This window comes from Streptomyces sp. RK62 (assembly GCF_018070255.1).
GTDB classification, from domain to species: domain Bacteria; phylum Actinomycetota; class Actinomycetes; order Streptomycetales; family Streptomycetaceae; genus Streptomyces; species Streptomyces nigra.
Window position 1 is genome coordinate 25,444 of sequence record NZ_JAGPYD010000014.1, and the last position, 20,093, is coordinate 45,536.

20 protein-coding genes are annotated in these 20,093 nt (G+C 71.1%); 11 read left to right on the forward strand and 9 right to left on the reverse strand.

Annotation, left to right across the window (positions count from 1 at the left end):
* Positions 1 to 13 precede the first annotated feature (13 nt).
* The 3 genes from KBY32_RS25815 to KBY32_RS25825 all read left to right on the forward strand — a co-directional run bounded on the left by KBY32_RS25815 (position 14) and on the right by KBY32_RS25825 (position 1,978).
* Positions 14 to 865 carry an AraC family transcriptional regulator gene (locus tag KBY32_RS25815; protein WP_210981817.1) on the forward strand — a complete coding sequence of 284 codons (852 nt, stop codon included), beginning with the start codon at positions 14 to 16 and terminating at the stop codon, positions 863 to 865.
* Between the two features lie 70 nt (positions 866 to 935).
* Positions 936 to 1,673 (forward strand): AzlC family ABC transporter permease, encoded by a 738-nt coding sequence (locus tag KBY32_RS25820; RefSeq protein ID WP_210981818.1) that lies wholly within the window; start codon positions 936 to 938, stop codon positions 1,671 to 1,673.
* A complete protein-coding gene (locus KBY32_RS25825; RefSeq protein ID WP_055622156.1) occupies positions 1,670 to 1,978 on the forward strand; it encodes an AzlD domain-containing protein in 309 nt (102 codons plus the stop codon). Before KBY32_RS25820 ends, KBY32_RS25825 begins: the two co-directional genes overlap by 4 nt.
* A 28-nt stretch (positions 1,979 to 2,006) precedes the next feature.
* On the opposite strand, the gene KBY32_RS25830 is transcribed toward KBY32_RS25825, so the two are convergent.
* Positions 2,007 to 2,942: a hypothetical protein gene (locus tag KBY32_RS25830; RefSeq protein ID WP_210981819.1), complete on the reverse strand. Its 936-nt coding sequence runs from the start codon at positions 2,940 to 2,942 to the stop codon at positions 2,007 to 2,009.
* 206 nt (positions 2,943 to 3,148) lie between these two features.
* On the opposite strand from KBY32_RS25830, the gene KBY32_RS25835 reads away from it, so the two are divergent.
* From KBY32_RS25835 to recX, 8 genes are all read left to right on the forward strand, one after another.
* On the forward strand, positions 3,149 to 4,162 hold the full coding sequence (locus KBY32_RS25835; RefSeq protein ID WP_210981820.1) for a LacI family DNA-binding transcriptional regulator: 1,014 nt from the start codon (positions 3,149 to 3,151) through the stop codon (positions 4,160 to 4,162).
* A gap of 269 nt (positions 4,163 to 4,431) precedes the next feature.
* Entirely contained in the window at positions 4,432 to 5,565 is a 1,134-nt protein-coding gene (locus tag KBY32_RS25840) for a cellulose binding domain-containing protein (protein ID WP_210981821.1), read from the forward strand.
* A gap of 483 nt (positions 5,566 to 6,048) precedes the next feature.
* Complete coding sequence (locus KBY32_RS25845) at positions 6,049 to 8,262, forward strand: glycoside hydrolase family 6 protein (protein WP_210981822.1); 2,214 nt, start codon at positions 6,049 to 6,051, stop codon at positions 8,260 to 8,262.
* Between the two features lie 101 nt (positions 8,263 to 8,363).
* A complete protein-coding gene (locus tag KBY32_RS25850; RefSeq protein ID WP_055622150.1) occupies positions 8,364 to 9,446 on the forward strand; it encodes a lytic polysaccharide monooxygenase in 1,083 nt (360 codons plus the stop codon).
* A 223-nt stretch (positions 9,447 to 9,669) separates the two neighbouring features.
* A complete protein-coding gene (locus KBY32_RS25855) occupies positions 9,670 to 9,864 on the forward strand; it encodes a DUF3046 domain-containing protein (RefSeq protein WP_108709018.1) in 195 nt (64 codons plus the stop codon).
* Positions 9,865 to 9,924: 60 nt separating this feature from the next.
* Positions 9,925 to 11,250: an AI-2E family transporter gene (locus tag KBY32_RS25860; RefSeq protein WP_210981823.1), complete on the forward strand. Its 1,326-nt coding sequence runs from the start codon at positions 9,925 to 9,927 to the stop codon at positions 11,248 to 11,250.
* Positions 11,251 to 11,468: 218 nt separating this feature from the next.
* Positions 11,469 to 12,593 (forward strand): recombinase RecA, encoded by a 1,125-nt coding sequence (recA, locus tag KBY32_RS25865; protein ID WP_055622148.1) that lies wholly within the window; start codon positions 11,469 to 11,471, stop codon positions 12,591 to 12,593.
* A gap of 3 nt (positions 12,594 to 12,596) precedes the next feature.
* The gene (recX, locus tag KBY32_RS25870; RefSeq protein ID WP_210981824.1) at positions 12,597 to 13,400 is read left to right on the forward strand and encodes a recombination regulator RecX; all 804 of its coding nucleotides are present in this window, start codon (positions 12,597 to 12,599) and stop codon (positions 13,398 to 13,400) included.
* 49 nt (positions 13,401 to 13,449) lie between these two features.
* Here the strand turns inward: recX and KBY32_RS25875 are convergent, their stop codons facing one another.
* From KBY32_RS25875 to KBY32_RS25905, 8 genes are all read right to left on the reverse strand, one after another.
* The gene (locus KBY32_RS25875) at positions 13,450 to 13,869 is read right to left on the reverse strand and encodes a rhodanese-like domain-containing protein (protein WP_210981825.1); all 420 of its coding nucleotides are present in this window, start codon (positions 13,867 to 13,869) and stop codon (positions 13,450 to 13,452) included.
* A 28-nt stretch (positions 13,870 to 13,897) separates the two neighbouring features.
* Entirely contained in the window at positions 13,898 to 14,443 is a 546-nt protein-coding gene (locus tag KBY32_RS25880; protein ID WP_210981826.1) for a cysteine dioxygenase family protein, read from the reverse strand.
* Positions 14,444 to 14,543: 100 nt separating this feature from the next.
* Positions 14,544 to 14,630: a putative leader peptide gene (locus KBY32_RS36005; protein ID WP_313960178.1), complete on the reverse strand. Its 87-nt coding sequence runs from the start codon at positions 14,628 to 14,630 to the stop codon at positions 14,544 to 14,546.
* Positions 14,631 to 14,782: 152 nt separating this feature from the next.
* A complete protein-coding gene (locus KBY32_RS25885) occupies positions 14,783 to 16,432 on the reverse strand; it encodes an FAD-dependent monooxygenase (protein WP_210981827.1) in 1,650 nt (549 codons plus the stop codon).
* A 247-nt stretch (positions 16,433 to 16,679) separates the two neighbouring features.
* The gene (locus tag KBY32_RS25890) at positions 16,680 to 17,606 is read right to left on the reverse strand and encodes an amino acid ABC transporter permease (RefSeq protein ID WP_115509256.1); all 927 of its coding nucleotides are present in this window, start codon (positions 17,604 to 17,606) and stop codon (positions 16,680 to 16,682) included.
* Entirely contained in the window at positions 17,603 to 18,277 is a 675-nt protein-coding gene (locus tag KBY32_RS25895; RefSeq protein WP_108709025.1) for an amino acid ABC transporter permease, read from the reverse strand. The genes KBY32_RS25890 and KBY32_RS25895 overlap by 4 nt, the downstream gene beginning before the upstream one ends.
* A 96-nt stretch (positions 18,278 to 18,373) precedes the next feature.
* Entirely contained in the window at positions 18,374 to 19,216 is an 843-nt protein-coding gene (locus tag KBY32_RS25900) for a glutamate ABC transporter substrate-binding protein (protein ID WP_210981828.1), read from the reverse strand.
* 88 nt (positions 19,217 to 19,304) lie between these two features.
* Complete coding sequence (locus tag KBY32_RS25905; protein ID WP_055622141.1) at positions 19,305 to 20,081, reverse strand: amino acid ABC transporter ATP-binding protein; 777 nt, start codon at positions 20,079 to 20,081, stop codon at positions 19,305 to 19,307.
* Between the last annotated feature and the right edge of the window lie 12 nt (positions 20,082 to 20,093).

A 20,093-nucleotide genomic window follows, 5' to 3' on the forward strand; every position in this document is an offset into this window, starting at 1 on the left:
GGACAATGGAGACATGGCGGGGCAGGGAGAGAGGGCGCGACACTGGCGGTACGCCGAGCTGCCCGACGTCGACCTGCTGCGCGCCCACTACATCCGCAAGGCGTTCGTCCGGCACACCCACGAGCACTTCGTGATCGCCGCCATCGCCGACGGCGTGGAGGTCTTCCACCACCGGGGCGCCGACCAGTACGCCGGGGCCGGCACCCTCGCCCTGGTCAACCCGGACACCCCGCACACCGGACGGGCGGGCGTCCCCGAGGGCTGGCGGTACGGGGCCGTCTACCCCTCCCCGCAGGTCGTCGCCGAGATCGCCGCCGAGACGACCGCGATCAAGGGCACACCCGGGTTCGTACGGCCCGTGCTGGACGATCCGTACGCGGTGTCCCTGGTGCACCAGGTGCTGCGGGCCGCCGACGAGGGCAACGCGCTGGCCGCCGACACCCTGCTGCGGGTCGCCGTGACGCGGCTGCTGCGCTCGAACGGAGGTCCGCTGCCGCAGCGCGAGGTGCGGTCGGCGGGCGCCCGCGTCGCGGCACGCGCGCGTGAGGTGCTCGAACTGCGCATGGCCGAGCCGCCCAGCCTGGAGAAGCTCGCCGGCGACCTGGGCACCGGCCCGTTCGCCCTGCTGCGGGCGTTCCGGGACACCTACGGGATGCCGCCGCACACCTGGCTGACCGACGCGCGCGTGCGGCGCGCCCGCCGGATGCTGGACGCCGGCGTCTCACCCGCCGAGGCCGCGCTCGCCGTCGGCTTCACGGACCAGCCCCACCTGAACCGGCACTTCAGCCGAATCGTCGGCGTACCGCCCGGCGCCTACCAGCGCGAGCGCAAGAACGTACAAGACGCCTGGCGGGAGCCGTCCTAGCGTTGCGGACGTGTCAGAACGGAAACTCATCGCAGAACCCGGTGCAGATCCGGTCCCGAACCCGAGCCCCGTGCGGGACGGGGACCCCGACGGCGGCCGGGGCAAGCCCGACGCCGCCGTGGTGCGGGACGCCCTCGGCGTGGGCGTCGCCGTCGGGCTCTCCGGCTTCGCCTTCGGGGTGACGTCCGCGGGCAGCGGCCTCACCCTCGCCCAGACCTGCGCGCTCAGCCTCCTGGTCTTCACGGGCGCCTCCCAGTTCGCGCTCGTCGGGGCGCTCGCGGCGGGCGGCAGCCCACTGACCGCGGCCGCCGGCGCCTTCTTCCTCGGCGTGCGCAACGCGTTCTACGGGCTGCGCCTGTCCCAGGTGCTGCGCCTCACGCGCGCGGTGCGGCCGTTCGCCGCGCAGTGGGTGATCGACGAGACGACCGCCGTCACCCTGGCACAGCCGACGCGGCGCAGCGCCCGGATCGGCTTCCTGGTGACCGGGCTCAGCCTGTACGTGCTGTGGAACCTCACGACCCTGCTCGGCGCCCTCGGGGCCGAGGCCATCGGCGACACGGACGCCTGGGGGCTCGACGCGGCCGGGCCCGCCGTGTTCCTCGCCCTGCTCGCGCCGATGCTCACGTCCACGACCGAGCGTGCCGTGGCGGGGCTGGCCGTGGTGCTGGGGCTGGGACTGCTGCCCGTGCTGCCTGCCGGAGTGCCGGTCCTCGTGGCCGCGCTGGCGGCGCCGGTCGTGCTGTGGGCGCGAGGCCGCCGCCGGGGCGACGTAGAGGAGCGGCGCGACGCCCAGGAGGAGGGACGATGAACGTCTGGATCGCGATCGCCGCCACCGCCCTCGGCTGCTACGCGGTGAAGCTCATCGGGCTCCTCGTGCCCGCGGGCGCCCTGGAGCGGCCTCTCGTACGGCGTCTCGCGGCGCTGCTGCCGGTCGCCCTCCTGGCCGCGCTCACCGCCCAGCAGACCTTCGCCGACGGGCGGGAACTCGTCCTGGACGCGCGCGTGGCGGGGCTCGCCGCGGCCGCCGTCATGCTGATCCTGCGGGCGCCCTTCCTGCTCGTCGTCGCGGCGGCCGTCCTGGTGACGGCGGGGGTACGGGCCATCGGGGGCTGACCCCGAATGTCTTCGACAGAGGCGGCGGTCAGCCGATGTGGCGGCCGTACGCCCTGAGGGTGCGCAGCGCCTCGATCGTCGCCATGGGGCGCGTCTCCAGGGCGATTCCGGGCGCCCACGGGTGGCGGCGGGTCGGCCAGCCGCCGTCCCCCCGCTGATCGTGGGCGAGCCGGTCGAGGGAGCGGTCCATCTCGTCGTCCGTGAACCACGCGCGCGCGAGGGAGTCCGGACGTCGTGCGTACTCGTGCGGGAAGTGCGTCGCGCCCTCCACGAGCGGGGAACCGGCGGCGCCGCCCGGGTCCGGGTCCACCAGGCGCTGCTCGCGCACCAGACGGCCGAGCCGGTCGGCAGCCGCCTCCGCGCGCGGGCGGTCGGGAGCCGCGTCCAGGAAGGCCACCGCCGCCTCGACCTCGTACGGATGGGACTTCTCCAGGGACTCGACCGCCTGCCAGCAGAAGTCCGTCGCCCGGAACAGCCACGCGTGCCAGACCTCGTTGCGGTGCAGCAGACCGACCACCGGCCCCGTCGCCAGCAGCGAGCTGGGCGGCGGCTCCACGACCGGGAGCGACGGCGCCGCCGGATAGCCCCGCAGGCTGGGATGGACCGTGGGAAGAGCGCCGTCCGGTGCCGAGACCGCCGTGAGATAGCGGCAGACGCGGTCCACGCGCTGTCCGCCGCACCGCCCGATCACGTCCAGCACCTGGAGCGCGCGGCCGGTGTGCAGCGGCTGGCTGACCGGTCCCCGCAGATCCGGCTCCAGACCGTGGCCGTACCCGCCGTCGTCGTTGCGGTAGGCGTCCAGCGCGGTCTCCACCGGGTCGGCCGGGCCGTTCAGGAAGTCGTACGCGAAGAGGCGCTGTTCCAGCACGCGCGCGGTCAGCCAGACGAACTGCTCTGCGTGGAACAGCGCGGAGCGCGCCGGGGGAGGCGCCTGGCGGACAGGGGTGGCTCCTGGTTCGGGCATGCGTCAGACCGTAGGGCGGAAAGCGGTTCCGGCAAGGGGGAGCGGCGAAGGCCCACTCTCAGGGGCGTGATACCGGACCCGTCCGGTTGACGGTCGCCACGGGTGCCTGCCCGCGGACCGTGACCCCTCGCCCGGATTCACAGGTCACTCGGGCCTCGATCATGCGCGCGCACGGCCCGTAGGATCGGGTGCCCTTGGGGGTGGTTATGGGGAGGCAGCGCCCTGGCTCGCCGACACTGGAAGAGGTCGCGGCCCTGGCCGGTGTCGGGCGAGGGACCGTCTCGCGGGTCATCAACAACGCGGCGGGCGTGAAGGATTCGACGCGCCGGACCGTCGAGCGGGCCATCGCCGAACTGGGCTATGTCCCCAACCTGGCGGCCCGCTCCCTGGCCGGCCGTCGCGCGGACGCCGTGACGCTGGTCATGACCGAGCGGGACTGGCGGATGTTCGGGGAACCCTTCTTCGCGGAGATCGTCCAGTCGGTCGGCGACGCCCTCGCCGACGCTTCGGTCCAGCTGCTGCTCACCCTGGTCCGTACCGGCGCCGAGCGGCGGCGCCTCGTGGAGTACGCGCGCGGCGGACGGGTGGACGGGGTCCTGCTGATGTCCGTACGCAGCGACGACCGGCTGCCGGACATGCTGGCCGAGGCCGGACTGCCCACGGTGCTGCTCGGGCGCCGCTCGGGCGACGAGAACGTCACCTACGTCGACGCGGACAACGTGGGCGGTGCCCGTGACGCCGTGAAGCACCTGGTGCGTGAGGGGCGGACGAGGATCGGCGCGGTCACCGGTCCGCTCGACATGTACGTCACCCAGTGCCGGCTGCGCGGCTACCGCGAAGCCCTGGCCGACGCGGGTCTGGAGCCGCTGGTCGTCGAGGGCGACTTCAGCGAGGGCAGCGGGCGCCGGGCGACGGCCGAACTCCTGGAGCGGCACCCGGACGTCGACGCCGTGTTCGCCGCCTCGGACACCATGGCCGCCGGAGCGCTGGGCGTGCTGCGGGCCGCCGGGCGCCGGGTGCCCGAGGACGTCGCGGTGATCGGCTTCGACGACTTCCCGCTCGCCCAGCACACCGACCCGCCACTGACGACGGTTCGCCAGCCGATGGAGGAGATCGGGCGGACCATGGTGCGGCTGCTGCTGGAGGAGATGGAGCAGCCCGAGGTGGCGTGGCGGCACGTCATCCTGCGCACGCGACTGGTGGTGCGCGGCTCCGCCTGAGCCCGATTTGTTCCGCAACATTTCGGGAGCGCTCCCAAAACTCCGGGCGGTCTCAGACGCGCCCTCGGGCTGACGTGCGGCTTCGGAAATCCGTCGCCACAGTCCTTGCGCATGGGGTTGTCAGGGACATGTGAGGCTCCTACAGTCCGGACTCGGATGGCCAGTGGGAGCGCTCCCACCTCTCGTGGGTGGGAGCGCTCCCGAAAAGGACCGTCCGGATCCCTCCGTGAGACGCGACCTGTCCGGATCTTCTTCCGAGAGGCACCCGCATGCGACCGTCACCGCACAGCTTTCGCACCGTGCGCGGCCTGTTATCCGCGCTGCTCTCCGCTCTCGCCGCCGTAGCGGCGCTCCTCGTGGCGACACCGCCGGCCCAGGCCGCCGACACCGTGATCTGCGAGCAGTTCGGATCGGCCGTCATCCAGGGGCGCTACGTCGTCCAGAACAACCGCTGGGGCACCAGCGCCGCCCAGTGCGTCACCGCCACCGACACCGGCTTCCGGGTGACCCAGGCGGACGGCTCGGTCCCGACCAACGGCGCGCCGAAGTCGTACCCGTCGGTCTTCAACGGCTGTCACTACACGAACTGTTCGCCGGGGACCACCCTCCCGGCGCAGGTCAGCGCCATCTCCAGCGCGCCCAGCAGCATCTCGTACGGCTATGTGTCGAACGCCGTCTACAACGCCTCGTACGACATCTGGCTGGACCCGACGCCCCGCACGGACGGCGTCAACCGGACCGAGATCATGATCTGGTTCAACCGCGTCGGGTCGATCCAGCCGATCGGCTCTCCGGTCGGCACCGCCTCCGTGGGCGGGCGCTCCTGGGAGGTGTGGACCGGGAGCAACGGCTCCAACGACGTGATCTCCTTCGTCGCCCCTTCGGCGATCGGCGCCTGGAGCTTCGACGTCATGGACTTCGTCGACCAGACCGTCGCCCGGGGCCTGGCGCAGAACAACTGGTACCTGACCAGCGTCCAGGCCGGGTTCGAGCCCTGGCAGAACGGCGCGGGTCTGGCCGTGAACTCCTTCTCCTCCACCGTCGAACTCGGCGGCGGTGACCCGGGCGGCCCCGGCCAGCCCGCCACGGCCTGCCAGGTGACCTACGCGGCCAACGTCTGGCAGGGCGGCTTCACCGCGGACGTCACGGTAAAGAACACCGGTTCCGCCGCCGTGGACAACTGGCGGCTCGGCTTCACCCTGCCCTCCGGACAACGCGTCACCAGCTCCTGGAACGCCGACCTGTCCGGCTCCTCCGGCGCGGTGATGGCGAGCCCCGCGGCGCACAACGCACGGATCGCCGCCGGCGGCAGCCAGACCTTCGGCTTCCAGGGCACTTACAGCGGCACGTTCGGCAAGCCCACCGGATTCAGCCTGAACGGCACCGCCTGCACCAGCGCGTGACCGGCGCCGGTGCGCCGCACCGGCCTGCTCCGGGGCCTGCCCCGCCTTCCCGCACCGACGGGGGCAGGCCCTCTCCCCCTCCGGCCCGCGCCCGGAAAGGCCCACCCCCCCATGAGCTCGAGCCCCGTCCTGCCGTTACGCGGCCCGGTCCTGCCGTTACGCGGCCCCGGACCGCCGCAGTGCCGCGCGCCACGGCCCTCGCCCCGACCGGTGAGGCCCCGACGGCCGCCGCCCCTGCCTGCCGGGACCCGGTCGGCCGGGCCGAACCTGTCATGACCCCGTCGCCCGGGACGCCCTGTCGCCGGGCGCCACCACCTTGTCCGGCCGCACCGCGAACGGACCGTGAGCACCCCAGCTCCTGTCGCCACACCTCGTCCGGCCGCACCGCGAGCGGTACCGGGGGCGCCCCCCGCTCCGCGGTGCGCCGGGTCCTGACGCACGACCGGCACACCCGCACCCGCACCTACCACTGAGGAGGGCACGATGACCGATCCGACCAGAGCCGACGGCACCTCGTCGTTACCGCGCAGGCGCCGACGAAGGTCGGCAGCCCTGGCCACCGCCCTGGCCAGCCTGATGCTCGGGGCGGCGGGCCAGATCGCGGGACAGCCCGCGGCAGCGGCGGAAGCCCATGTCGACAACCCCTTCGCGGGGGTGACCTTCTACGTCAACCCCGACTACGCCGAGCTCGTGGACACATCCATCGCGCAGACCTCCGACGCCACGCTCAAGGCGAAGATGGAGAAGGTCAAGAGCTATCCGACCGCCGTCTGGATGGACCGGATCGCGGCCGTCCACGGCGGTGAGGACAACGCGGGACGCAAGGGCCTGGCCGACCACCTCGACCTGGCGCTCGCCCAGAAGAAGCCCGGACAGCCGATCACCGCCACCTTCGTGGTGTACGACCTGCCGGGACGGGACTGCGCCGCCCTCGCCTCCAGCGGCGAACTCCCGCTCACGCAGGCGGGTCTGGACCGCTACAAGAGCGAGTACATCGACGTCATCGCGAACGTCATGAAGGACCCCAAGTACCAGGACATCCGCATCACCACGGTCATCGAGCCCGACAGCCTGCCCAACCTGGTCACCAACACCTCCGACCCCGAGTGCGCCCAGGCCAAGAGCAGCGGCCTGTACGTCAAGGGCGTCCAGTACGCCCTGGACAAGCTGCACGCGATCCCGAACGTGTACACGTACCTGGACTACGCGCACTCCGGCTGGCTCGGCTGGGACAACAACCTCACCCAGACGGTGCAGCAGTACACCGAGGTGGCGAGGGGCACCGCGGCCGGGCTGAGCAGCGTCGACGGGCTGATCACGAACGTCGCCAACTACACGCCGCTGGAGGAGCCGTTCCTGACCGACCCCGACAAGTCGGTCGGCGGCAACCCGGTCAAGTCCGGCAAGTACTACGAGTGGAACCCGAACTTCGACGAGGTGGACTTCACGAGGAACGTGCACCGGGCGCTGGTCTCGGCGGGCTGGCCCGCCTCCACCGGCCTGGTGATCGACACCTCCCGCAACGGCTGGGGCGGCGCCGCGCGGCCCACCGCGGAGAGCACCAGCACCAGCCTCGACACCTACGTCAACGAGTCGAAGGTCGACCGCCGCGCCCACCGCGGACTGTGGTGCAACACGAGCGGAGCCGGACTCGGACAGCCGCCGCAGGCCGCGCCCTCGGGTCACCCCGACTCGTACCTCGACGCCTTCCTGTGGGTCAAGCCGCCGGGGGAGTCCGACGGGGCCAGCAAGGACATCCCCAACGAGGAGGGCAAGCGCGCGGACCCGATGTGCGACCCCGACTACACCGCGTCCAACGCCGGAAACAACAAGACCGGGGCGCTGCCCGACGCACCGCTGGCCGGCCACTGGTTCCACAACCAGTTCCTGATGCTGGTGCGCAACGCCCACCCCGCCGTGCCGACGGGCGGCACCGACCCGGGTGACACCAGTGCCCCGACCGCCCCGACCGGACTGCGGGCCACCGCCAAGACCGCGAGCAGCGTCTCCCTGGCCTGGACCGCGGCCACCGACGACGTGGGCGTGACCGGATACGACGTGTACCGCGACGGCACCCGGGTGGGTTCGACGACCGCCGGCACCACGTACACGGACACCGGGCTGAGCGCCGCCACGGCCTACGGCTACACCGTGCGGGCCCGCGACGCGGCGGGGAACGTCTCCACCGTCTCCACCGCGCTGAGCGTCACCACGGAGGCGGGCGGCGGCGGCCCCGACCCGTCCGGCGGGCTGAAGGTCGCCTACAAGAACAACGACTCCTCGGCCACCGACAACGCCATCCGGCCCGGCCTGCGGATCACCAACACCGGCACCACCGCCCTCGACCTGACCGGGGTGACCGCCCGCTACTACTTCACCCGGGACGGCGGCTCGTCCACGGTGAGCGCCTGGTGCGACTACGCCGCGGTCGGCTGCTCCACCGTCAAGCTCAGGGTCGTCCCGCTGAGCTCCCCGGTCGCGGGCGCGGACGCCTACCTGGAGGTCGGCTTCTCGGCCGGCTCCCTCGCCGCGGGCCGCGACACCGGTGACATCCAGGTCCGGATGGCCAAGTCCGACTGGTCCGCGTTCGACGAGACCGACGACCACAGCCGCGGCACCGCCACGACCTACACCGACGCCCCGGCGATCCCCGGCTACCTCGGCAGCGCCCTGGCCTGGGGCGCACCCCCCGCCTGATCCGCGTACCTCCCCCACGCTCCCCCGCCCGCCCGGAGCGACCACGACCCCGGGCGGGCGGGGGCCCCACAGCGGACAGCCACAGAACGACAGGAGGCACCATGGTTCGACGCAGAAACCGGCTCTTCTCCTGGGCGGCGGTGCTCGCCACCCTGCTCGGCGGGCTCGGCCTGGCCCTGCTCGGGCAGGGCAGCGCGCAGGCGCACGGGGTGGCGATGATGCCCGGATCGCGGACGTATCTCTGCTATCTGGACGCCAAGACCGGTACCGGCGCCCTGGACCCGACGAACCCGGCGTGCAAGGCGGCGCTGGCGGAGAGCGGATCGACGGCGCTCTACAACTGGTTCGCCGTGCTCGACTCCAACGCGGGCGGGCGCGGCGCGGGTTACGTGCCGGACGGCAAGCTGTGCAGCGCCGGTGACCGCTCCCCGTACAACTTCACGGGCTACAACGCCGCCCGCTCCGACTGGCCCCGCACGCATCTGACCTCCGGGAAGAGCATGCAGGTCCGGTACAGCAACTGGGCGGCGCACCCGGGCGACTTCCGGGTCTACCTGTCCAAGCCCGGCTACTCGCCCAGCACCGAGCTGGGCTGGGACGACCTGGAACTCATCCAGACCGTCACCAATCCCGCCCAGTCGGGCTCGCCGGGCAGCGAGTCCGGGCACTACTACTGGAACCTGAACCTCCCCGCGGGCCGCTCCGGTGACGCGGTGCTGTTCATCCAGTGGGTGCGCTCGGACAGCCAGGAGAACTTCTTCTCCTGCTCCGACATCGTCTTCGACGGCGGCAACGGAGAGGTGACGGGCATCCGCGGCTCGGGCGAAACGCCGACTCCTACGCCCACGCCGACTCCCACCCCGACCGACCCGCACACCGGCTGCATGGCCGTCTACTCCGTGACGAACTCCTGGAGCGGTGGCTTCCAGGGCTCCGTCGAGGTGATGAACCACAACACGGCCGCGCTCACCGGCTGGGCCGTGCGCTGGCAGCCGGGCAATGGGACGCGGCTGAGCAGTGTGTGGAACGGCACGCTGAGCACCGGAAGCGACGGCACGGTCACGGTCAGGAACGTCGACCACAACCGGAGCATCCCACCGGACGGCAGCGTCACCTTCGGCTTCACCGCCACCTCCACCGGCAACGACCTGCCCGTCGGCTCGATCGGCTGCGTCACCCCGTAACGGGCCCTTCCTCGGCGCCGGCTCCCGTCCTCCGGGGGCCGGCGCCCTCGTGTGCGCGGGCGGTCGGCCGGCGGGCGCGGCCAGGGCGCCGGCGACCGTTCACCGGCGGCGGAGTGCCGATGAGGTCCAGGCTCTACCCTGCGTACATGCGGGGGCTCCGCGTACGAGCGGGGGCGTGGAGAATGGGAAACGTGCAGATGACGGCGGGTATGGAGCGGGACGCATGCGGTTGACGGTCTTCTGGGAGCGGATGGCGGAGCACTTCGGCGCGGGATACGCCGAGACGTTCGCGCGCGACCATGTCATGACGGAACTCGGCGGACGCACCGTGCACGAGGCGCTGGGCTCCGGCTGGGACGCCAAGGACGTGTGGCGCGTGGTCTGCGAGGTCATGAACGTCCCGGGGGAGAAGCGCTGACCGGTCACAGAGATCGCAGGGGTGGGTCCGATTGTCACCGCCGTGGGCGAGACTTGCTCCGTGGCACGCACTGACGAGACCGGGCGGCTCCCCCGGCAGGACTCCCCGTTCGGCACGACACCTCCCACCCCGCCCCCGGGTGAGGGCGGTGCCGGGCCGGACGCGCGCATGCCGCGCTGGCTGCCGCGCGCCCTGGTGCTGACGCTGGCCCTCGTCGGTGTGTTCCAGCTGGGCAGCTGGGCCTTCCACCAGCTCACCGGGCTGCTGATCAACATCCTCATCGCGTTCTTCCTGGCCCTCGCCATCGAGCCCGCGGTGAGCTGGATGGCCTCCCGCGGTATGCGCCGGGGACTGGCCACCGGCATCGTCTTCCTCGGCGTGATCATCGCGTCCGCCGGGTTCGTGACCCTGCTGGGATCGATGCTCGCGGGGCAGATCATCAAGATCGTCGAGGACTTCCCGGAGTACCTCGACTCCGTCATCAACTGGGTCAACACGCACTTCAACACCGAGCTGCGGCGGGTGGACGTCCAGGAGGGCCTGCTCCGCTCCGACTGGCTCCGCAACTACGTTCAGAACAGCGCCACCGGCGTCCTGGACGTCTCCGCGCAGGTGCTCGGCGGTCTCTTCCAGCTGCTGACGATCACGCTGTTCTCGTTCTACTTCGCCGCGGACGGGCCGCGCCTGCGGCGTGCCCTGTGCTCCGTGCTGCCGCCGGCCCGGCAGGCCGAGGTGCTGCGGGCCTGGGAGATCGCCGTCAACAAGACCGGCGGCTACCTGTACTCGCGCGGTCTGATGGCGCTGATCTCGGGCATAGCCCACTACATCCTGCTGGCCGGTCTGGACGTGCCCTACGCGCCCGTGCTCGCCGTGTGGGTGGGGCTGGTCTCGCAGTTCATCCCGACCATCGGCACCTATCTCGCGGGCGCCCTGCCCATGCTGATCGCGTTCACGGTCGACCCCTGGTACGCGCTGTGGGTGCTGATCTTCGTCGTGGTCTACCAGCAGTTCGAGAACTACGTCCTGCAGCCCAAGCTGACCTCCAAGACGGTCGACATCCATCCCGCCGTCGCGTTCGGGTCGGTCATCGCCGGCACCGCCCTGCTGGGTGCGGTGGGCGCCCTGATCGCCATCCCGGCGGTCGCCACGCTGCAGGCGTTCCTCGGTGCCTACGTCAAGCGGTACGACGTCACGGACGACCCGCGCGTCCACGGACACCGGGACCGGGGTGCCGGGCGCGGGCTGCTCGGACGGATGCGGGACGCGTGGGGCCGGCAGTCGGGGGGCGGGGGGACGGAACGTGGGGCTTCGGGGGAATCCGGGGGTTCTGGGGGAGCGTCCGGGGAATCCGGAGGCTCGGGGGAGTCCGGCGCGGGGTCGTCCTGAGGGGGCTGCCCGGGCGGGCGTGGCGCGCTTGACACGAAAATCGAACATCCATTCTTATGGAGGCTCCGGCAGGCCACTCGGTGGGCGTTTCGCCACGGTTTCGAGGGAGATGTTCCCGAGTTATCCACAGGCTGGACGGGCGTCGGGGCGCGTTGTCAGTGGCAGGCGTTAGCGTCTTTGACGTGAAGCGATCGACTCAAGCAAACCGGGTGGAACCCATGGCAGGAACCGACCGCGAGAAGGCCCTGGATGCCGCTCTCGCACAGATTGAACGGCAATTCGGCAAGGGCGCGGTCATGCGCATGGGCGAGCGGTCGAAGGAGCCGATCGAGGTCATCCCGACCGGATCGACCGCCCTCGACGTCGCCCTCGGCGTCGGCGGCCTGCCGCGCGGCCGTGTGGTGGAGATCTACGGACCGGAATCCTCCGGTAAGACGACCCTGACCCTGCACGCCGTGGCCAACGCGCAGAAGGCCGGCGGCCAGGTCGCGTTCGTGGACGCGGAGCACGCGCTCGACCCCGAGTACGCGAAGAAGCTCGGCGTCGACATCGACAACCTGATCCTGTCCCAGCCGGACAACGGCGAGCAGGCCCTCGAGATCGTGGACATGCTGGTCCGCTCCGGCGCCCTCGACCTCATCGTCATCGACTCCGTCGCCGCGCTCGTCCCGCGCGCGGAGATCGAGGGCGAGATGGGCGACAGCCACGTCGGTCTGCAGGCCCGTCTGATGAGCCAGGCCCTGCGGAAGATCACCAGCGCGCTCAACCAGTCCAAGACGACGGCGATCTTCATCAACCAGCTCCGCGAGAAGATCGGCGTGATGTTCGGCTCCCCGGAGACCACGACCGGTGGCCGGGCGCTGAAGTTCTACGCCTCGGTGCGCATCGACATCCGTCGCATCGAGACCCTGAAGGACGGCACGGACGCGGTCGGCAACCGCACCCGCTGCAAGGTCGTGAAGAACAAGGTGGCGCCGCCCTTCAAGCAGGCCGAGTTCGACATCCTCTACGGCCACGGCATCTCCCGCGAGGGCGGCCTGATCGACATGGGCGTGGAGCACGGCTTCGTCCGCAAGGCCGGCGCCTGGTACACGTACGAGGGCGACCAGCTCGGCCAGGGCAAGGAGAACGCGCGCAACTTCCTGAAGGACAACCCCGACCTCGCGAACGAGATCGAGCGGAAGATCAAGGAGAAGCTGGGCGTCGGCGTACGTCCGGAGGAGCCCGCGGCCGAGACCGGCGCGGATGCTGCCGCCACCGCCTCGGACGACGCCGCGAAGTCGGTGCCCGCCCCGGCGACGGCCAAGACGGCCAAGACCAAGGCCGCGGCTGCCAAGAGCTGATCCGTGACACGGCGAACGGACTGGGCCGAGTACACCGACCCCCCGGCGGCCCCGGGCGGGGACACGGCCCATGACACGGACGGGGGGATCGACAGCGGAGCCTGGCCGGAGGACGGCACGGCGTACGACGGCACCGCTGCCCCCCGTGGCGCCCGCCGCGGCCGCAACCGCGGCGGGGCAGGCGGGGCATGGGGATCGGACGGCCCGGAAGGCCCGCGCGGGCGACGCCGGCGCGGACGTACGGAGCCGTCCGGTGAGGACGGTGGCGCCTCACCCTCGTCGAGGGCCGAGGAGGGGACGCCCCCGGGGGACCCGGTCGAGCGGGCACGGGGGATCTGCCTGCGCCTGCTCACCGGGACCCCGCGCACGCGCAAGCAACTCGCCGACGCCCTGCGCAAGCGGGAGATCCCGGACGACGCCGCCGAGGAGGTGCTGTCGCGGTTCGAGGAGGTCGGACTCATCAACGACAGCGCGTTCGCGGACGCCTGGGTGGAGTCCCGGCACCACGGCCGGGGGCTCGCCCGACGGGCGCTCGCGCGGGAACTGCGCACCAAGGGCGTCGACTCCGCGCTGATCGACGAGGCCGTCTCCCAGCTCGACTCCGAGCAGGAGGAGGCGACCGCCCGCGAACTCGTGGCCCGCAAGCTGCGCTCCACACGGGGGCTCGACCGCGACAAGCGACTGCGCCGCCTCGCGGGCATGCTGGCCCGCAAGGGCTACCCCGAGGGGATGGCCCTGCGGGTGGTCCGGCAGGCCCTGGAGGAGGAGGGCGAGGACACGGAGTTTCTGGGGGACGAGGGGGTCTGAGACGGGTGGGGGATCGAGGAAGCGGTTCGGGTGTAAGCCGACGGGGCGCCTAGGAGTGGCCCGGCGTCACCGGTAGGCCCGCCGCGCGCCATGCCTGGAAGCCTCCGACCAGATCCGTCGCCCGGTGCAGGCCCAGGCGGTGGAGCGATTCGGCGGCCAGGCTCGACGCGTAGCCCTCGTTGCAGAGCACCACGACCAGCAGGTCATGGCTTGTCGCCTCGGGGACACGATGGCTGCCCTGGGGGTCGAGCCGCCACTCCAGTTCGTTGCGCTCGACGACCAGCGCGCCGGGGATCAGGCCGTCCCGTTCGCGCAGGGCCGCGTACCGGATGTCGACCAGCAGGGCCTCGCCGCCCTCGAAGGCCTCGTAGGCATCCCGCGGTTCGATCCGCTGGTAGCCGGCGCGCACGCGCTCAAGCAACGCGTCGATGCCGACGGGCCGTACACCTGTGTTCTCCGTAGCGCTCACCGTCGCTCCCCTCCGCTCGCCGACCCCGTCACTGCCAGTCTTCCGGCTGCTCGACCTGTTCCAGACGCAGGACGGGACCGGTGCGGCTGAACCGGCGGATCAGCGGGAGGGGCGGGTAGTAGGCGTGCACGGAGATGGCGTGCTGCTCGGTCGAGGCGTTGAGGACCTCGTGCACATGGTGACGACCGAAGGCGCGGCCCTTGCCGGCCGGGAGCCGGCGTGAGCGGTCCACGTCGTCCGCCAGCTCCAGGGTCTTCCAGCCGCCGGACGGCAGCCGGACGGCCAGCGAGTGTTCGGTGAGTTCGCCGGACGCGGTGACGAAGGCGCCGACCGACTCGGCGTGGTCGTGCCAGCCGGTGCCGGTGCCGGGAGGCCAGCCGATCAGCCAGGCCTCACTGCCACCGGGTCCTTCGAGCCGTACCCAGGTGCGGCCCTCCGGGTCGAGCGGGAGCGAGGCGATCAACTCGGTGTCGGCCGCGGCACGCCGTACGAAGTCGAGCAGGTCGGCCTGCGTCGGCGCGGAGGCCGGGGAGGTGTGCTGGAAGGGGACAACGGCGGCAGGGGAGACAGACAAGGGACACCGTCCTGAGGGGAGTTCGCGAAGAGCGCGCGGCAGCGAAAGGCATGCGAGGAGCGCTGAGAAGCGCGGCGCGCGCGGAAAGGGAAAGGCGAATTCAGCAGGACGGACGACACACGCAGCCCGCATAGCGGACGAGGTCCATATGGACCCTCCGCCACAGGCGCACACAGGTGTCGGTCACGATCGGGAGTACACCACGCCGGTCGGGGCCGGTCAACTCACCGTCACTATGCGGACCGGACAGTGACGGTGAGTGTCGCTCCCTTGTACGAAGTCGGCATGACGGAAGCGAGAGTGGGCTGGGAGCTGGGAGCTGGGAGCTGGGAGCTGGGGTCAGCGGGAACCGGCGCCCGCCCGTTCCGCCCCTGCCCCCGCCCCGGCCTGTGCCTGCGCCGCGACCGGTCCGCCCAGGGCGGTCTCGGCCGCCGCGTAGAGGTCCGCGGGCCGTACACCGCCGAGGGCCGTCACGAGATGCCCGTCGGGGCGCACCAGCAGGACCGAGTGTGCGGCTGCTCCCGGATAGCTCTCGGTGACCAGCAGTTCCGCGGGGTACGGCAGGGCCGTCACCGCTGCCGCCAGTCGCGGCATGATGCCTGCGGTCGCCCAGTGCTTGCGGTCCCACACGCCGGTGCCCGGCGCGATCAGGACGACCAGCAGCGCGCCGTGCCCGAGCCGGTCCCGGAGCTGGGCGAACGAACCGTCCTCCGCCGTGACCCGCACGTCCGCGACGGGAGCGCCGCGCGGTGTGTCGACGGGGACCTCGCCCTCCAGTTCGCCCGGGGCGAGCGGGGAATCGGCGTAGGTGCCGGGCGCGCCGATGACGCCCTGGCCCAGGTGCCCGTCCATGAGCAGGGCCTCGTGGCCCCGGGCCGAGCCCGGTACGAGCGTCCGCAGCCCGCCGCCGGAGCGCAGCAACGGCAGCGCCTGGTCGGCGGCCCGCAGCCGGGCGGCGACGGCGGCGCGCCGCTCGGTCTGGTAGGAGTCGAGCAGTGCCTCGTGCGAGCCGTGGTGCCAGGCGGACGCCAGTTTCCAGGCGAGGTTGTCGGCGTCGCGCAGCCCCTCGTCCAGACCGTGGGTGCCGAGGGTGCCGAGACAGTGCGCGGCGTCGCCCGCGAGGAACACACGGCCCGCGCGCCAACGGCGGGCGAGCCGGTGGTGGACCGTGTGCACACCGGTGTCGAGCAGGTCGTACGGCGGTGTCGTGCCCTCGCACCAGCCGGCGAGCGTCTCCCGGATGTGCGTCACGAGCAGCTCGGGGGTGACGAGGTCCTTGCCGGGCGGCAGCAGCCAGTCCAGGCGCCACACGCCGTCGGGGAGCGGACGGCCGGTGATCTCGCCGGCCGAGGGGGCGGTCGTCCGCCAGGGCGGCATCCGGTGGAGCAACCCGTGGCCCTTCCAGGGGAGTTCCACGCGGAGTGCGGCCACGGCGTGGCGTTCCACGGCGGTGCGGCCGGGGAAGCGGATGTCCTGGAGCTTGCGGACGGTCGAGCGGGGGCCGTCGCAGCCGACGACGTAACTGCCGCGCCACCAGGTGCCCTGGGGGCCGCGGGTGTGCACGGTGACTCCGGAGGGCTCCTGCTCCATCGAGTCCAGGCGGCTGTCCACGGCGAGTTTGACGAGCGGTTCGTTCGCGAGGGCGGTGCGGAGGGCGCCGGTGAGGGCATGCTGGGCGATGTGCAGCGGGGCGGGGTTCGGGTGGCCCTCGGGCCCGGCGGCGTCCTCGAACGAGACCTCGCGTGTCACCTGCTTGCGCCGCATCGCCCGCCATCCGGCCCAGCGCGTGCCGAGGGCGCCGAGGGGGGCGCCGGTGAGGCGTTCCACGAGGGCGGTGGTGTCCTCGCGCAGGACGACGGTGCGGGCGAGACGGGGTTCGTCCTTGCCGGGGCCCTCGTCGAGCACGACGCAGGGCACGTCCTGACGGGCCAGTGCCAGGGCGAGGGTGAGCCCGACGGGCCCCGCGCCGACGATGATCACCGGGTCCACGGCGCGGCGCCCCCTGCCCGCAACGGTGTCCCGAGGGACGCGAGTGAACAAGAAGATGGAGCAGGGTGCACGATCACAGAACGTATGCAACCCATTGCCAGTGTTTGCGTCAAGTGACGGAAGGCAGTGGCGATCATGTCATCGGACATGGGGCGGGGCGGGTGGGCCCGGAGGGGGCCGGGAAGGAGAGAGGGCAGTGGCCATCAAGCCACTGCCCTCCGCGTCACTCACACCACTTGACGTGCGATCAAAGACCGCTCGTGCCTGGCGCGCCGCCGCCGGCGCCGGTCCCGAAGGTGCCACCCGTAGCCGCCGGGTTCAGCTCCTCCATGTCCTCGGCGCTCAGCACCGCACCCGTACCTCGCTTGCTGCGCCGCAGCCGCTTCTCCAGCCAGCTGGCGAAGCTGGTGAGGATGAAGTTGAGGACGATGTAGATGACCGCCACGACGACGAAGCTGGGGATGACGTTGGCGTAGAACGCCGCCAGCGTCGCCCGCGCGTTGAGCAGTTCCGTGAACCCGATCATCACGCCGCCCAGCGCGGTGTCCTTCACGATGACCACGAGCTGGCTGACGATGGCCGGCAGCATGGCCGTGACGGCCTGCGGCAGCAGGATGGTCCGCATCGTCTGGCTCTTGCGCAGGCCGATCGCCATGGCGGCCTCCGACTGCCCCTTGGGCAGGGAGAGGATGCCGGCCCGTACGACCTCGGCGAGGACGGACGCGTTGTAGAGCACGAGACCGGTGACGACCGCGTACAGCGGTCGCTGCTCGCTGCTGACGTCAGTCCAGCGGTTGTAGAACTCGTTGGCGAACAGCATGAGCAGCAGGACCGGGATGGCCCGGAAGAACTCGACCACCCAAGCGGCCGGAAGCCGCACCCACCGGTGGTCGGAGAGGCGCGCGATACCGAAGAACGCGCCCAGCGGAAGGGCGATCACCATGGCCAGCGCGGCGGCCGTCAGTGTGTCGGCGAGACCGGGCAGCAGATAGGTCGTCCACGCCGGCGACTCGGTGAACGGCTTCCACAGGGCCCACTCCAGCTGGCCCTTCTCGTCCATGGTGCGCCACACGAACCACACGAGCAGCGCCAGCAGGACGAAGAAGATCACCGAGACGATCACATTACGCCGCTTGGCGCGGGGGCCCGGAGCGTCGTAGAGAACGGAGCTCATCGCTTCACCGCCAGTCGCTTGCTCAGCCAGCCGAGGAACAGGCCGGTGGGCAGGGTCAGTACCACGAAACCGAAGGCGAAGACCGCGCCGATGAGCACCGTCTCGGCCTCGTTCTCGATCATCGTCTTCATCAGGTACGCGGCCTCGGCCACGCCGATCGCGGCCGCGACCGTGGTGTTCTTCGTCAGGGCGATCAGCACGTTGGCCAGCGGGCCGATGACCGAGCGGAGGGCCTGCGGCAGGATGATGAGCCGAAGCGTCTGAGTGAACGTCAGCCCGATGGCGCGAGCCGCCTCGGCCTGTCCCATCGGCACGGTGTTGATGCCGGAACGGATCGCCTCGCAGACGAAGGCCGCGGTGTACGCGACGAATCCGAGGATCGCCAGACGGAAGCCCCGGACGCCGAAGTCGGAGGCGCCCATCGTCACGCCGAAGATGTCGGCGAGACCGAGCGAGGTGAAGATGATGATGACCGTCAGGGGGATGTTCCGGACGATGTTCACGTAGGCCGTGCCGAACCCGCGCATGAGCGGGACAGGGCTGACCCGCATGGCGGCCAGGACAGTACCCAGGATCATCGAGCCGATGGCGGAGAAGAACGTGAGCTTCACCGTCATCCAGAAGGCACCCAACAGGGTCGGGTCGTTGTAATCAGAAAGAAAATCGAACACGATCTCCCGCGCTTCCGGGTGGGTGGCGTGTGTGGATAGCGCGGCGCGCCGCCGCCCTGATCGCGGTGGACGGCGGCGCGCCGGTGGACCCGTGCGCTACTTGACGATGTTGCCGATCTTCGGCGCGGGCTCGTACTCGTAGTTGGCCGGACCGAAGTTGTCCTTGACGGCCTTCTCCCAGGCGCCGTCCTTGACCATCTTCTCCAGGGCGGCGTTGACCTTGTTCACGGTCTCGGTGTCACCCTTCTTCACGCCGATGCCGTAGTTCTCGTTGCTCAGCTTGAGGCCGGCGAGCTTGAACTTGCCCTTGTATTGCGCCTGCGCGGCGTAGCCGGCGAGGATCGAGTCGTCCGTGGTGAGAGCGTCCACGGAGCCGCTCTGGAGGCCGGCGAGGCACTCGGAGTAGCCGCCGGTCTCCTTGAGGTTGGCCTTGGGGGCGAAGTCGTTCTTGACGTTCTGGGCCGAGGTGGAGCCGGTCACCGAGCACAGGTTCTTGCCGTTGAGGTCGGTGGCCTCGCTGATGTCCGAGTCCGTCTTGACGAGCAGGTCCTGGTGGGCCAGCAGGTACGGGCCGGCGAAGTCGACCTTCTCCTTGCGCTCGTCGGTGATCGAGTATGTGGCGGCGATGAGCTTCACGTCGCCACGGGCGAGCGCGTTCTCGCGGTCGGCGCTCTTCGTCTCGACGAACTCGATCTGGTCGGGCTCGTAACCGAGCTCCTTGGCGACGTACGTCGCCACGTCCACGTCGAAGCCGGAGAAGGAACCGTCGGGCTCCTTCAGCCCCAGACCAGGCTGGTCGTACTTGATGCCGATCTTGATCTTGTCGCCCCCACCGGAACCCGACCCGCCCTCGCTGTCCCCGTCGCCGCCGCACGCGGTGGCGGTGAGGGCGAGGACGAGTGCCGTGGCGGCCGCGGCGGAGACCTTGCGGAGCTTCATGGTGAACATCCTTTGTGTGATGAAGAGACACGTGCCCTGAAGACGGGCCGGCGGGTGACGCAGGGCGTCGGCTGCGAGGCGCAGTCCGTCAGTGGTGCAGGATCTTGGACAGGAAGTCCTTCGCGCGGTCGCTGCGCGGGGCGCTGAAGAACTGGTCGGGCACGGCCTCCTCGACGATCTTGCCGTCGGCCATGAAGACCACCCGGTTGGCGGCCGACCGTGCGAAGCCCATCTCGTGGGTGACCACGATCATGGTCATGCCGTCACGGGCCAGCTGCTGCATGACCTCGAGGACCTCGTTGATCATCTCCGGGTCGAGCGCCGACGTGGGCTCGTCGAAGAGCATGACCTTCGGGTCCATGGCCAGGGCCCGGGCGATGGCGACACGCTGCTGCTGGCCGCCGGAGAGCTGTGCCGGGTACTTGTCCGCCTGGGTCCCCACGCCCACGCGGTCCAGCAGCTGCCGGGCCTTCTCCTCGGCCTTCTTCTTGTCCGCCTTGCGGACCTTGATCTGCCCCAGCATCACGTTCTCGAGCACGGTCTTGTGCGCGAAGAGGTTGAAGCTCTGGAAGACCATGCCGACGTCGGCGCGCAGCCGGGCCAGCTCCTTGCCTTCCTGGGGCAGCGGCTTGCCGTCGATGGTGATCGACCCGGAGTCGATCGTCTCGAGGCGGTTGATGGTGCGGCACAGGGTGGACTTGCCGGACCCGGAGGGCCCGATGACGACGACGACCTCGCCGCGGGCGATCGTCAGATCGATGTCCTGGAGCACGTGCAACGCGCCGAAGTGCTTGTTCACATCTTTCAGGACTACAAGGTCGCCGGACGCGGCAACGTCGTCCTTGGCCACCGATACTTCGGTCATCGCTCTCAGGCT

Coding starts and splice junctions, on each gene's coding strand:
- KBY32_RS25815 (WP_210981817.1), top strand. CDS start 14: ATGGCGGGGCAGGGAGAGAGGGCGCGACACTGGCGGTACGCCGAGCTG.
- KBY32_RS25825 (WP_055622156.1), top strand. CDS start 1,670: ATGAACGTCTGGATCGCGATCGCCGCCACCGCCCTCGGCTGCTACGCG.
- KBY32_RS25830 (WP_210981819.1), bottom strand. CDS start 2,942: ATGCCCGAACCAGGAGCCACCCCTGTCCGCCAGGCGCCTCCCCCGGCG.
- KBY32_RS25835 (WP_210981820.1), top strand. CDS start 3,149: ATGGGGAGGCAGCGCCCTGGCTCGCCGACACTGGAAGAGGTCGCGGCC.
- KBY32_RS25840 (WP_210981821.1), top strand. CDS start 4,432: ATGCGACCGTCACCGCACAGCTTTCGCACCGTGCGCGGCCTGTTATCC.
- KBY32_RS25845 (WP_210981822.1), top strand. CDS start 6,049: ATGACCGATCCGACCAGAGCCGACGGCACCTCGTCGTTACCGCGCAGG.
- KBY32_RS25850 (WP_055622150.1), top strand. CDS start 8,364: ATGGTTCGACGCAGAAACCGGCTCTTCTCCTGGGCGGCGGTGCTCGCC.
- KBY32_RS25855 (WP_108709018.1), top strand. CDS start 9,670: ATGCGGTTGACGGTCTTCTGGGAGCGGATGGCGGAGCACTTCGGCGCG.
- recA (WP_055622148.1), top strand. CDS start 11,469: ATGGCAGGAACCGACCGCGAGAAGGCCCTGGATGCCGCTCTCGCACAG.
- KBY32_RS25890 (WP_115509256.1), bottom strand. CDS start 17,606: ATGAGCTCCGTTCTCTACGACGCTCCGGGCCCCCGCGCCAAGCGGCGT.
- KBY32_RS25900 (WP_210981828.1), bottom strand. CDS start 19,216: ATGAAGCTCCGCAAGGTCTCCGCCGCGGCCGCCACGGCACTCGTCCTC.
- KBY32_RS25905 (WP_055622141.1), bottom strand. CDS start 20,081: ATGACCGAAGTATCGGTGGCCAAGGACGACGTTGCCGCGTCCGGCGAC.